This is a genomic window from Intrasporangium sp. Soil_C_50, assembly GCF_057656595.1.
Genome location: NZ_JBDGKB010000011.1, coordinates 60,368 through 74,144, shown reverse-complemented (window position 1 = coordinate 74,144; position 13,777 = coordinate 60,368). Strand labels below are relative to the sequence as shown.

Genomic DNA, 13,777 nt, shown 5'->3' with positions numbered 1-13,777 from the left:
CCTCCCATGCCCGTCGACGCTGCGTTCGTCAACGTCGAGGGACCGTGGGAGCACCGTTACGTCTCGGCCAACGGTGCGCGCTTCCACGTCGCTGAGATGGGTGACGGACCGCTCGTCATCCTCCTGCACGGCTTCCCGCAGTTCTGGTACACGTGGCGCCACCAGATGGTCGCGCTCGCCGAGGCCGGCTTCCGTGCAGCGGCGATGGACCTGCGCGGCTACGGCGGCAGCGACAAGCCGCCCCGCGGTTACGACACGTACATGTCGACGCTCGACACCGCGAGCGTCATCCGCGCCCTCGGCGAGAAGCACGCCGTCGTCGTCGGCCAAGGCCTCGGCGGCTGGATCTCGTGGTCGATGCCCACGTTCCGGCCCGACGTGACCCGTGCCGTCGCGTCGCTGTCGATGCCGCACCCGCGGATCATGCGCCACGCCACGTGGACCGACCGCAAGCAGCGCCGCGCCTCGAGCTGGATCGTCGGCCTCCAGCGCCCGTTCGTGCCCGAGCGGGAGATGGGCGAGTCGCACGAGTACGTCGGAGAGCTGATGCGCTCGTGGGCCTCGCCGTTCGGCGAGTTCCCCTCGGACGCAGACGTGGAGCGCTACGGCGACGCCATGATGATCCCGTTCGTCGCACATTCGGCGGCTGAGCACTACCGCTGGCTCGGACGTTCGTCGGTCCGCCCCGACGGGCCGCTGTTCATGCGCCGCGTGCGCCACGCGATCCGCGTGCCGGTGCTGCAGCTGCAGGGCCTCGACGACGGGTGCGTGCTGCCAAACGCCACGCACGGCTCGGGTGCGTTCGTCCCCGGCGACTACCGCCACGTCAAGGTCGAGGGCGCCGGGCACTTCCTCACCGAGGAGGCGCCCGAGCAGGTCAACGCAGCACTGCTGTCGTGGCTGAGGTCGCTGGACTGATGCAGCTCGAGCTTCCCGACGCCGGCGGGGTGACGTGGTCGATGTGCATCCGCGACGCCGAGGGCGCGACGCTCGCTGCTGAGCACGCCGAGGTGCCGCTGCGCACGGCGTCGGTGGGCAAGGTGCTCCTGCTGCTCGAGACGGCTCGCGGACTCGCGGCCGGCGAGCTCTCCCCCGACGAGCCGCTCACCCGCTCCGTCGACCTCTGGGTCGGCGACTCCGGCCTCTGGCACACGCTGTCGGTCGAGACCCTCCCCCTCATCGACGTCGCCGCCCTGGTAGGCGCCGTGTCCGACAACCTCGCCACCAACGTCTTGCTCCGACGCGTGGGCCTGGCCGAGGTGGCCGCGCGCGCCACGGCGCTCGGGCTGCGGTCGACGGCCTTGCACGACCGCGTCCGAGACGTGCGCTCCGACGACCATCCGGTGACGCTCTCGACCGGCAGCGCCGACGAGCTGAGTTCGCTCATAATGAGGATCGCGAACGGCACTGCTACCGGGTCGGCGCCGGATCGCCTTGTCCGGCAGTGGCTCTCGGCAAACGTGGACCAGTCGATGGTGGGCTCGGTTTTCGTCGACCAAGCCGGACTCGACCCCATCGCGCACCACCTGTCGCTCGGCGATGACCGCGTCTTGTGGAACAAGACCGGGACCGACGCGGGCGTAAGAGCCGACGTCGGCGCGGTCTCCGTCGGCGAACGCACGGTCACCTGGGCGGCCGTCGCGAACTGGGACCCGGCTGTCGGCACGTCCCTCGACCACCTCACCGTGTGGGCCGTGCTCCGAGGCATGCGCCAGATCGGCGAGCTCATCCTCGACGCGGTCAACTGACCACCCGCGCGCCCACCAGAGACTCCCGAGGACTCCCGCCGACTATTGGCGGACAAGTACTGGGTCGGAGTCTCGGACAGGGATTCGCGGCGAAATGTGCGCCCTGCCGACGCCGCGGCGTCCACGCCGCCGCGTGTCCCGGTGCTGCGGTCTACTGCTTCTCGCCCGAGCCAATTCGCCAGCACAAATACCAGTTAAACGGACATTGAAGACAATTCGGCTAACCTTTCGATCTATTCTGACCAGTTTCTTCTGTTCGGCAGACAGAGGATTTACCCGTCTTTTACCTTTGGGGCTGCCGGCTCGGGGGAGCGCCCGGCGATTCGATCGTGGGAGGGGACACACGAGCATGCGAGCTCGATCGCTTCTGGCTGCCGTCGCGGCGGCCATCACAGTTCTTGGGGCAGGTTCAGGTGTCGTTGCACGAGCCGACGTCCTCGTCAGCGGGGACACGCTCTCCGTCCTGAATGGCCAAGCCTTCGACCTGGGCTCGGTCGCCTGCAACACCGACGGCTCGAAGCAGCTTGTCGTGGCCATCACCCGGTCGCAGGGTGGGTCGAACTCCTTCGCCGGCGGTAGCACCGTCACGTTGGGAGCAGCGGGCTCGACCGGGGTGTCCATCACGCCTGCCACCAGCTCGGTCTCCATCCCAAGCACGTGGAAGTCGAACGGCGGCACCACGGCCACGAAGACCTTCACCGCGACGGTGCACCCGACGACCGCCGGGGCAGGCTCCGGTTCCGTCACGTTCACTGCCACGGGCAAGAACGAGTCCAACGGGTCGAACCTCTCGTTGACCTCCCAGGTCAGCCTCACGTGGAGCTCCACCGGCTGCGTGACCCAGACGAGCGTCACGGTCAGCTGCCCTGCCTCGGTCACGTACACGGGTTCGCCAGTCGAGCCGTGCACGGCCGCGGTCACCGGGGGCGGACTGAACCAGTCTCTCCCCGTGACGTACTCCTCCAACACCAACGCGGGCACCGCCGGCGCGAGCGCCTCGTATGCCGGCGACGCGACGCACACGGCCAGCAGCGGCGCCGCCTCGTTCGCCATCGCACGAGCACCCTCGGCAGTGGCGATCACCTGCGCCAACACCATCTACGACGGTTCGCCGCAGGGCCCGTGCAGCGCCGAGGTCACCGGTGCGGGTGGGCTCAAGAAGCCCGTGAACGTCGTGTACCCCACCGACCACACGAACGCCGGTCAGGTCACCGTCAGCGCCCAGTACCCGGGCGACTCGAACCACCTGGCCAGCAACGTGGCCACCCAGACGTTCACGATCGGGCAGGCCTCCTCGGCCGTCGCCGTGACGTGCACGCCCTCCTCCGTGTCCTACACCGGGCAGGCCCAGGACGTGTGCAGCGCGCGCGCCTCGGGTGCGGGCGGCCTCGACCAGTCCGTACCGGTGAGCTACGACGACAACACGAACGTGGGCACCGTGACGGCCCGCGCGAGCTACGACGGCGATGCGAACCACAAGGCCAGCAACGCCTCGAGCACCTTCTCGATCACTGCAGCGAGCACCACGGTCACGATCACCTGCGACCCGGCCGCCCAGACCTTCGACAACACGGCCAAGACGCCGTGCTCGGCCCGCGTGACCGGTGCTGGGCTCGACGAGCCGGTCGATGTGACCTACTCCGACAACGTCAACGCTGGAACGGTGAAGGTCAAGGCCGTCTACGGCGGTGACTCGAACCACTCCCCCAGCCTGGCCGAGTCCAGCTTCAGGATCGCCAAGGCGGTGCCCACCGTCACGGTGACGTGCGTGGGCTCGCAGACCTACGACGGTTCGGCCCAGACACCCTGCAGTGCGCGCGTCAGCGGACCGGGTGGGCTGGACCAGGCACTCGACGTCGCCTACACCGACAACGTCGGTGCCGGGCTCGCCTCCGCCAAGGCGGTGTACGCAGGGAGTGACAACTACCTCGGGGCGCAGGACACCGCGACCTTCGAGATTGCCAAGGCCTCCTCCTCCATGGACGTCAGCTGCGACCCAGCGACCTACAACGCGCTGGCGCAGGAACCTTGCATCGGCACGGTCTCGGGCGCGGGGACGATCGACCCGAAGGTCGCCGTCACCTACGTGTACTCCGACAACACGGACGCCGGTACGGCCTCCGTCACGGCCTCGTGGCCCGGCGACGCGAACCACACCAACAGCTCCAAGAGCGTCAGCTTCGACATCGCCCGGGCGGCGTCGAACATCACGCTGAAGTGCACGGACGTCACGTTCAACGGTGAGGACCAGACGCCGTGTTCCGGCGTCGTCGACGGCGTGGGCGGGGTCGACCCTTCGGCCGACCTCACGCTGACGTACTCGAACAACCACAACGCCGGCGAGGGTGCTGTGACGGCAACGTGGGACGGTGACAAGAACCACCTGCCCAGCAGCAAGAACGGTTCGTTCACGATCGCGAAGGCCACGTCGACGGTGACCATCACGTGCACCGACGCGACCTTCGACGGAACGGCGCAGACCCCCTGCAACGCAGGTGTCGCCGGCGCCGGCGGCCTGGACTCGTCCGTGAGCGTGGCGTACCCGGCCGACCACACCAACGCCGGAAAGGTCGACGTCTCCGCGCAGTACGCCGGCGACGACAACCACCTTGCGAGCGACGTGGCCACAGCGACGTTCCAGATCGCCCAAGCGTCGAGCAGCGTGAAGGTCGAGTGCACGCCCACCAGCACCTACACGGGCGACGCCCAGAACCTCTGCAGCGCCGAGGTCACGGGCGCCGGCGGCCTCAAGCAGGCCCTGACGGTGAGCTACGACGACAACACCAACGCCGGTACGGTGACCGCGACCGCCAGCTACGAGGGCGACCGCAACCACAAGGACAGCACGGGCTCGAGCACGTTCTCGATCACGGCTGCCGCGTCGGTCACGACGGTCACCTGCAACTCGACGGCCGCGATCACCTACGACGGCACCGCCAAGACACCGTGCACCGCCACGGTCGTCGGTGTGGGGGGCCTGCACGAGAACGTGGAGGTCTCCTACGACGACAACGTCAACGCCGGCGAGGTCTCGGTGACCGCCGTGTACGCGGGCGACCGCAACCACGACGGCAGCAAGGGGCAGGCCACGTTCACCATCGCCAAGGCCAAGACGTCGGTCGCCGTGGACTGCGGCGGTTCCTTCAGCTACACCGGCTCCGCACAGACTCCGTGCAGCGCACAGGTGACCGGTCCCGGTGGCCTGAGCCAGGGCCTCCCCGTCTCCTACACGGACAACACGAACGCCGGTACTGCCACGGCGAGTGCATCCTTCGCGGAGACGCGGAACTACCTGGGCAACAAGGGAAGCACCAACTTCCAGATCGTCAAGGCCGCCTCCACCACGACGGTCACCTGCCCGACGAGCGCCCAGCAGTACACGGGCACCCCGCTCCGCCCGTGCACGGCGAGCGTCACCGGAGCCGGCACGATCGACTCCTCGGTGCCGTTCACGTACCTGTACACGGCGAACACGAAGGCCGGCACGGCGTCCGTCACGGCGGTGTGGCCCGGCGACGGCAACCACACCGACAGCTCGGCAACCGGCAGCTTCACGATCGCGCCCTGGACGCTGAGCGGGTTCGACAAGCCCGTCGACATGAGCACGGGCTCCACGACGGTCTGGAACACCGTCAAGGGCGGCTCGACGGTCCCGCTCAAGTTCACGGCGTCCGCGTACGGTCGACCCATCACGACCGTCACGGAGCTGGGCGCCACCTTCGCCGTGACGGGCGTCAGCTGCCCCGGCAGCTCGGCGACCACCGCAGCCGTGGAGTTCACGACGACGGGTGGCACGGAGCTGCGGTACAGCAGCCCGCAGTTCATCCAGAACTGGCAGACGCCCAAGACCTCCGGCGGCTGCTACAAGGTCACCATGACGACCGCCGACGGCTCCAGCCTCTCGGCGTGGTTCATGACCAAGTAGGTCCACACCGCAACAAGCGGCGGGCGCGTCACCGACCAGGTGGCGCGCCCGTCGCGCGTCCACGGCCGCGAGCCCCCTACCAACGTCACCGGACCGTGGCCTGTCCGACTCTCAGTCCAGCTCGTGCTCGTCCTCCGGGGCCAGCGGGAGGGTGAGGCGGAAGGTCGCTCCGCCACCGTCCGTCTCGGCGACGTCGAGCGAGCCGCCGTGCGACCGCACGATCTGGGTGACGAGCGCCAGCCCGAGTCCGAACCGCCGCCCCGCGCCCTCGTCGGCCCGGGCCCGCGCGAACCGACGCGTCAGCACCTCGAGGTCCTCGGCGTCGACGCCCGCGCCGTGGTCGACGACGTCGACCAGCGCCGAGCGGGACGCCTCGTCGGCCGAGACGGCCACCTCGACCGAGGCACCGAGAGGCGAGTGCGCGACGGCGTTGTCGACGAGGGCCAGCACCGCCCGCCGGAGGCTGGACGACACCCCGTCGACGACGACTGGGCGACGCACCGCAGCCTCCGGCCACGTCAGCGTCACCCCCGACTCGGCCGCGTAGGGCTGGAGGGACCGGCCCACCTGCTCGGCCACGTGCACGAGGTTGACCGGCTCACGTGTCGCCTCACCGGCGTCGAGCTGCGCGGACAGCAGCAGGTCGGACACGACGTCGCTCATGACCTTCGTGTCCTCGACGAGCTGGTCGACCTCGGGGAGCAGGCCGTCGCGACCCTGCGCGCGCAGGTGCCGGCGGAGCATCTGGGCCCGGATGCTGATGACACTCAAGGGAGTTCGCAGCTCGTGGCTGGCGTCGGCGATGAACTGCCGTTGCAGGTCGAGCGCCACGGCGAGCGGGCGGACGGCGCGCCGCCCGGCGAACCACCCGGTCAGCGCCGACAGCGCCACACCGATGACGCCGGCCACGGCCATCGCGGTGAGGAGGCTGCGCTCCTGCGTGGCGTGCAGGCGGATGTCGTAGACGGCCGCGAAGGTGTGCCCCTCGCGCTGGATGCCGGTGGCGGGCCAGTCGCGGCCGTCCGCACCGACGGTGATCGTGAACGGGCGGTGCGGGGTCGCGGGGTCGGGGTTCGTCCCGGCCGCGCGCAGCGCTGCCACCGCGGCGTCACGAACGGCGGGCGGCGTCCCGGACGTCGTCCGGATGCCGTCCGGTGCCAGCTCGACGAGCCAGATGCCGGGAGGCGCGTCGACGACGTCGTCGACCGTCGCGGCCGACGCGTCGACCTGGCGGCGGATGTCGGTGGCCTGCTGCCGGTCGAAGAGGAACCCGGCGCCGAGGATGGCGAGCAGCACGACGAGGGCCGTCGTGGCGCCGACGCGCAGCGCGATCGACCGCGCCGCACGAGCGACCGGGTCCCCCTGCACAGCAGAACCCGACCCAGCACCCCGCGTCACCGAGACCCCAGCCGGTAGCCGACGCCGTGGACGGTCTCGACGACGCGCTTGCCGAGCTTGCGCCGCAGGTAGTGCACGTAGGTGTCGACGGCACCGAGGGTGTCGGCGCGGTCGAAGGCCCGGTCGAGCAGCTCGTCACGGGTGAAGACGCGCGTGGGCCGACGCGCGAACACCTCGAGCAGCGCCGCCTCCCGCCGGGACAGGACGACGTCCTCCCCCTCGCCGACGACGCGCTGCTCCCCCACGACGAGACGCCTGGACCCCACGGCCAGCTCGGTCGCGCCACCGCCGAGGGGCCGCAGCAGCGCCCGCAACCGGGCCAGCAGCTCGTCGACGTCGAACGGCTTGACGACGTAGTCCTGGGCGCCGGCGTCCAGGCCCTCGACCCGGTCCGCGACGGTGCCGCGGGCCGTGAGGAACAGGACCGGGGCCGCGAGCCCCTTGGTCCGCAGCCGCGACACCAGGTCGACGCCCTCGATGCCCGGCAGCCCCCGGTCCACGACGAGCACGTCCCACTCCCCCACGAGTCCCTGGTGCAGGCCGGCCTGGCCGTCGCGCACCGCGGTGACCGCGTAGCCCTCCTCGCTCAGCAGCTGCTCGAGCATCGTCGACAGGTCGACGTCGTCCTCGACGAGCAGCAGGCGCCGGCCCCCGTTCGCGCCCGCGGGCAGCGGCGGCAGGGAGAGGTCTCCCGGCAGGTCGTCGGACATGCGACCCACGATCATCTCCTCGTCTCATAACTTTCTGAGATCCGCGGCCGAGCATCGACTGCGTGAGCAACACCATGACATCCCGGAGCGCGGTCCGCCGCCGCCCGAACGAGCGTGTCCGCGGCGCCCTGCGCCGCGGCACCGAGTTCCGGCGTTGGCGCCACCGCGTCGCCGACCTGCTCGAAGCCCTTGCCATCGGCACGCTCATGCTCGTCGTGGCGCAGTTCCTCCTCGGCGGCGGCAGCCACGACCTGCTCTCCGGCGACGCCGGGGCCCGCCTCACCGCGGTCGGGCGCCTCACCGGCCTCGTCGCGATGGACCTGCTGCTCCTGCAGCTCGTCCTCGCCGCGCGGGTGCCGTGGGTGGACCGTGTCTACGGCATGGACCGCGCCCTCAAGGCGCACCGCATCCTCGGCCGGGTCACCGTGCCCCTCGTGCTCGTCCACGTCGGCACCATCGTCGTCGGCTACGCCATCGGCGACGGCCGCACCGGCGTCTTCGGGTCGCTGCGCGAGCTGCTGAAGATGGTCACCGGCGGCGGCGACCTGCTGCTCGCGGCCCTCTCCACGGCGGCCCTCGTCGCCATCGCCGTCACATCCGTGCAGATCGCCCGGCGCCGCATGTCCTACGAGTGGTGGCACGTCGTGCACCTGACGGCGTACGCCGCGACGGTCCTCGCCATCCCCCACGAGCTGTCGCTCGGCTCCGACTTCACGGCGTCGGCCTGGACGCGCGCCTACTGGTGGACGCTGTGGGTCGTCGTCGCGGCGAGCGTGCTCTGGTGGCGCCTCCTGCTCCCGGTGGTGCGCAGCGCCCGTCACGGCCTGCGCGTCACCGAGGTCGTCGAGGAGTCCGGCGGCGTCTGGTCGGTCGTCATGCGCGGCCGCCACCTCGACCGGCTCCAGGTGCGCGCCGGGCAGTTCTTCAACTGGCGCTTCGTCACGCCGCGGCTGCTCCTCGCGGCCCACCCGTGGTCGCTGTCGGCTGCACCCGACGGCCGCACCCTGCGCATCACGATCCGCGGCCTGGGCGACCACTCCTCGGCGATCGCGGACCTCAAGCCCGGCACGTTCGTCCTCGTCGAGGGCCCCTACGGCGCCTTCACGACGCAGGCCCGCGTGCGACGCAAGGTTCTGCTGCTCGCCGCCGGCATCGGCGTCACCCCGGTGCGGGCGCTCCTCGAGGAGCTCGTCACCCAGCGGCACGCCCTGCCCGGCGACGTCACCGTCGTCTACCGCGCCAACGACCCGAGCCAGCTGCCGCTGCACGACGAGCTCGCGACGCTCGTCGAGCTCGCCGACCACCACCTCGCGACGCTCGTCGGGCCGCCCGTGCCCGGGTCGTCGCTGCCCGAGGGCGTCGGCGGCAACGGCTCCGACGCGGAACGCCTGCGACGCATCGTCCCCGACCTCGCGCAGCACGAGGTGTACCTCTGCGGGCCGCCGCAGTGGATGTCCCTCGTGCACCAGGCAGTCCGTCGGGCCGGCGTCCCCGGCCCCCACATCCACGACGAGAGGTTCGGCTGGTGAGGAAGACGACATCGGTCATCGTCGGCGTCGCGAGCGCCACGGCCATCGCCGCGTCCTGGGCCGCGGGCCTGACGCCGAAGCACGACGCCGTCGGCGGCGTCACGCTGTCCGCGCCACCGGCGCCACCGGCGCCACCCGCGTCCACGAGCGGCGCCACGGATGACGCGTCAAGCGGCGCGGGCGGCACGTCCGCCGCGCCGTCGACCCACACGAAGAGCGCGTCGAAGAGCGGCAGCAGGAGCACGTCCAAGCCGGCCGCGCCCCGCCCGCGCACCATCGACGGCGGCGTCGCGAACACCCAGTACGGCAACGTGCAGGTCGCCATCACCGTGACCGGCTCGCACATCACCGACGTCAGGGCGCTGCACCTCACCGACAGCTCGGGGCACTCCGTCCAGATCAGCGACTACGCGGCCCCGATCCTGCGCAAGGAGGCCCTGTCCAAGCAGTCGGCGCAGATCGACATGGTCAGCGGCGCGACGTACACGAGCGAGGCCTACCAGCAGAGCCTCCAGTCGGCGATCGACGCCGCCCACATCTGAGGGCGCCCGACGCCCTCGCACCCACGCGTCGGCCGTCCCGCGACCCCTCGCTCCGGCCGACGCCCCACGGACGCGGCCCGTCACCTCCCCCCTGTGGGTGGCGGGCCGCTCGCACGCCCGTTACATGTTGCTGCAGTGCTTGCCGCGAAGCGCGCCTGCACGGGTGGGCGACCTGTCATGATGCGCTCGCACCACCACTTCTCACAGGGGCTCCTCAATGTCACGTCGCCGTCCTCTCGCGGCGGCCCTGACGCTCGCGCTCGTCGCGCCCGTCTCGGCTCTCACCGCGTCCGCCGCCACCGCGGCACCCACCCACCCGAGCGCCTCGGCCGCTGCCACCGCAGCCGCCGCCACCGCGCCGTCCGCGGCGAAGATCGGGGCCAAGCGGCTCCCGCTCCGCTCGTCCGGCAAGGGCGCCCACCGCGCGCACGACCCGCACACCGTCCTCGTCCGCTTCAAGGGCACGGCCGCGTCGACGACCCGCGACCGCGCCGTCAAGCGTCGCGGCGCCAGCATCGGGCGGACGCTGCCCGGCACGTCCTTCGTCACCGTGCACACCACGGGCTCCGCCGACGAGCTGGCCAGCCGCCTCTCGACCGACCCGTCCGTCGCCGAGGTCAGCCTCGACTACGTGCGCGAGGCCTCGGCCACCCCCAACGACCCCGGCTACTCCTACGGCGACCAGGACTACCTCAGGACCGTGCGGATGCCCGGCGCCTGGGACCGGTCGAAGGGCTCGCTGAACACCGTCGTCGCCGTCCTCGACAGCGGCGTCAACGGCAAGCACCCCGACCTCACCGGCCGCACCGTCGCCGGGTACAACACGATCTCCAACACCAGCATCGCGGCTGGTGCGGCGAGCGACGACGACGGCCACGGCACGATGGTCGCCGGCATCATCGCCGCCGAGACGAACAACGGCGACGGCATCTCCGGTGTCGCCTGGAACGCCCGCGTCATGCCGGTCAAGGTGCTCAACTCGCTGGGCAAGGGCACCGACTCCGACATCATCGAGGGCCTCAACTGGGCGGTCGGCCACGGCGCCCGCATCATCAACCTCTCGCTCGGCGGTGACACCGACAACCCGGCCCTGCACACCGCCGTCAAGAACGCCGTCGCCAAGGGCGCCGTTGTCGTCGTGGCCGCGGGCAACTACGGCGACGACGTGCCGCAGTACCCGGCCGCCTACCCCGAGGCCGTCGCCGTCGCCGCGACCGACAGCGCCGGAGCCCTCACCGACTTCAGCACGCACGGCAGCTGGGTCGACGTCGCGGCGCCCGGCTGGGGCATCCTCTCGACCGGCCGCCCCGACAAGGACGGCAACCTCTACTACTACGGCGACGGCACGTCGTTCTCCGCGCCGATCGTCTCCGGCGTCGTTGCCCTGATGCGCACGAAGACGCCGTCGATGACGCCGGCGCAGGTGCTGGCCCGGCTCAAGGCCACCGCCCGCGACGCCGGCCCGCGCGGCCTCGACCCGTACTACGGCGCCGGCATCCTCGATGCCACCAACGCCCTCGGCGGCGGGTACGCGGCCGACCTCGGCCAGCCCGCCGCGGGGTCCGACGAGCCGAACGACACCCCCGCCCGGGCGACCGCGGTCGACCCCTACGGCACGACCTACGGGAGCATCGGCATCGAGGGCGACATCGACTGGAGGCGTTACGACTTCGGCGGACGCCGCACCGTCACGTTCACGGTCACGCCCCCCTACCTGGACGTCGATGCCCCACAGAACCTCGACCCGGTCCTCGCGATCTACGACGAGAACCTCAAGCTCGTCGCCCAGGTCGACCAGAAGCCCGACGGCCAGCCGGAGACCGTGACGGTCCGGGTCACCGGCCCGACCTACGTGTCCGTCCGCAACTTCAACGGCTCCCGCGTCGGTGACGCCCGCCCCTACTCCGTGACGGTCGAGCAGGGCGGGGCGGGGATCCTCAACCCGGCGACGGCGTTCCCCACGTCGGTCGGGTACGGCCCGCTGGCCTACGGGGACGTGACGGGCGACGGCAAGGGCGACGTCGTGGCCGGCCTCTACCACGGCACCGAGACGGGGCAGCTCGACGTCATGGCGCAGGCGGCTGCCGGGGGGCTGTCCGCCCCGGTCTCCTACGCAACCGCAGAGGGCTCCATCGTGCGCAACGTCGCCACGGCCGACCTCGACGGAGACGGCCTGCGCGACGTCGTCGCTGCCACCGCGGTCGGCATCCAGGTGTTCCACCAGAACGCCACCCACGCGCTCGACCCGGCCCAGGTCGTCCCCGGCACGGCCGATGCCACCTTCGTCGCCGCGGGCGACCTCGACGGCGACGGCCGGGTCGACCTCGTCCAGACCACTCCCACGGAGGTCGCGGCCCTCTACGCGCAGCCCGACGGGTCGTGGGTGCACACCCGCCTCGCCGTCCTCGACGCCACCGTCATGCCCGGCAAGCTCGTCCTCGGCGACCTCGACGGCGACGCCCGTCCCGATGTGGCGGTCAACCGGTTCAGCTCTGTCCTCGTCCTGCACAACCGTGCCGATGGCTGGGCCCCGACGACGCATCCCGTGCCCTCCGACACCGGCGCGAGCGCCGTCACGATCGGCGACGTCAACGGCGACGGGTGACTCGACCTCGCCTCAGCGGGCGGGGGCAACGCACCCAGAGCCATGGTCGCCGTCTGGTACCAAGGGGCCGACGGCAGCCTCCCGGCCACACCGCGCACCTCCCCCGTCACCGACGTGCCGGCCGGCATCGAGGCCGCAGACGTCACCGGTGACGGCCGGACCGACCTGGTCACCTCGCACGCCGGGTGGCCCACGGTCAATGTCATCGAGCAGCGGAGCGACGGCACCCTGCGCGCACCCAGCGGCAGCTATGCCGAGGCCGCCTACGACGCCGACGCCACCGGGCTCGTGGTGGGCGACGTCACGGGGGACGGGCGCATCGACGCGGTCACCCCGGCAGCGATGGGCGTCGGGATCTCCTCCAACGCCGGCGGCCCCACGCCGGTCGGGGCGCCCCTGTTCGTCCGGAACGCGTGGCCGGTCGACTTCGGCAGCGGGATCGCGGTCACGGGGACGCCGATGGTCACCTTCGCCGGCGACGTCGTGCCCTCGACGGTCACCGCTTCGACGGTGCGCCTCGTCAACGGCCGCACCGGCGCCGCGGTCGGCGCCACCGTCAGCTACGACGCCGCCAAGCGCACCGCCACGGTCAGGCCGTCGACACGGCTGTACGACGGGGCGCCCTACCGGCTCGACGTCTCCGGCGTGAAGGACACGTCGGGCGCCTCCATGACCGCGCCGTACTCCAGCACGTTCCGCACCGTCGACACCGCGCCGTCGGCTGTCGGCGCGTTCAAGGCCAGCGGCGCCCTGCGGGCGGCGACCCTGACGTGGACGGCGCCGTACGCCAACGACCTCGACCGCTACGTCGTGCGGATGGCCGTGGGCTCGACGGCGCCGGCGAGCCCGACCTCGGGCACCAGCGCCTACTCGGGCACGGCCACCAAGGCGACCGTCTCGCTCGCGCAGGGCACCACGTACAGCTTCCGCGTCTGGGCCAAGGACCGCACCGGCCACTACAGCGCCGCAGCCTGGCTCCGGATGGTCGGTACCGCGGAGTCGATGACGTCCAACGTCACGTCGGTGCGCAAGGGCTACGCGGTCACCGTCAGCGGCAAGCTGCTGCGCAAGGACACCGGCAAGGCCGTGGCCGGTGCGACGATGCAGCTCTACTACCGCCGGGTCGGCTGGAGCACCTGGACCCTCGCAGCGACGCGCACCTCCAGCTCGACGGGGACGTTCTCGGTGGCGCACAAGCCGGCCGGGCCGGTCGACTACATGTGGGTCTACCGCGGCTCGTCGGCCTTCGTCGGGTCGAGCAGCACGCTGCGCAGGGTCACCGTCCGCTGACGTGAGCCCCGGGCGTCGCCCCCGCCGGCC

General features: G+C 71.6%; 9 protein-coding genes. 7 read left to right on the top strand and 2 right to left on the bottom strand.

All coding sequences use genetic code 11. The annotated features are described in order from the left end of the window. The first annotated feature begins 6 nt into the window (after nucleotides 1-6). From AC3A5R_RS18150 to AC3A5R_RS18140, 3 genes are all read left to right on the top strand, one after another. Nucleotides 7-918, top strand: a complete 912-nt coding sequence (locus AC3A5R_RS18150; protein ID WP_487622164.1) for an alpha/beta fold hydrolase — start codon at nucleotides 7-9, stop codon at nucleotides 916-918. Continuing rightward, on the top strand, nucleotides 897-1,748 hold the full coding sequence (locus AC3A5R_RS18145) for a serine hydrolase (RefSeq protein ID WP_487622163.1): 852 nt from the start codon (nucleotides 897-899) through the stop codon (nucleotides 1,746-1,748). Before AC3A5R_RS18150 ends, AC3A5R_RS18145 begins: the two co-directional genes overlap by 22 nt. A 529-nt stretch (nucleotides 1,749-2,277) precedes the next feature. Then, entirely contained in the window at nucleotides 2,278-5,673 is a 3,396-nt protein-coding gene (locus AC3A5R_RS18140; protein ID WP_487622162.1) for a PxKF domain-containing protein, read from the top strand. A gap of 111 nt (nucleotides 5,674-5,784) precedes the next feature. On the opposite strand, the gene AC3A5R_RS18135 is transcribed toward AC3A5R_RS18140, so the two are convergent. Both AC3A5R_RS18135 and AC3A5R_RS18130 read right to left on the bottom strand, forming a co-directional pair. After that, nucleotides 5,785-7,041 (bottom strand): sensor histidine kinase, encoded by a 1,257-nt coding sequence (locus AC3A5R_RS18135; RefSeq protein ID WP_487622161.1) that lies wholly within the window; start codon nucleotides 7,039-7,041, stop codon nucleotides 5,785-5,787. A 26-nt stretch (nucleotides 7,042-7,067) separates the two neighbouring features. Then, a complete protein-coding gene (locus AC3A5R_RS18130) occupies nucleotides 7,068-7,781 on the bottom strand; it encodes a response regulator transcription factor (RefSeq protein ID WP_487622217.1) in 714 nt (237 codons plus the stop codon). 62 nt (nucleotides 7,782-7,843) lie between these two features. On the opposite strand from AC3A5R_RS18130, the gene AC3A5R_RS18125 reads away from it, so the two are divergent. From AC3A5R_RS18125 to AC3A5R_RS18110, 4 genes are all read left to right on the top strand, one after another. Then, nucleotides 7,844-9,310, top strand: coding sequence for a ferredoxin reductase family protein (locus AC3A5R_RS18125; protein ID WP_487622160.1), 1,467 nt, complete (start codon nucleotides 7,844-7,846; stop codon nucleotides 9,308-9,310). Next, nucleotides 9,307-9,852 carry an FMN-binding protein gene (locus tag AC3A5R_RS18120; RefSeq protein WP_487622159.1) on the top strand — a complete coding sequence of 182 codons (546 nt, stop codon included), beginning with the start codon at nucleotides 9,307-9,309 and terminating at the stop codon, nucleotides 9,850-9,852. Before AC3A5R_RS18125 ends, AC3A5R_RS18120 begins: the two co-directional genes overlap by 4 nt. Nucleotides 9,853-10,069: 217 nt before the next feature. Next, complete coding sequence (locus tag AC3A5R_RS18115) at nucleotides 10,070-12,457, top strand: S8 family serine peptidase (protein ID WP_487622158.1); 2,388 nt, start codon at nucleotides 10,070-10,072, stop codon at nucleotides 12,455-12,457. Between the two features lie 42 nt (nucleotides 12,458-12,499). Next, nucleotides 12,500-13,747: an Ig-like domain-containing protein gene (locus AC3A5R_RS18110; protein WP_487622157.1), complete on the top strand. Its 1,248-nt coding sequence runs from the start codon at nucleotides 12,500-12,502 to the stop codon at nucleotides 13,745-13,747. The last annotated feature ends 30 nt before the right edge of the window (nucleotides 13,748-13,777 follow it).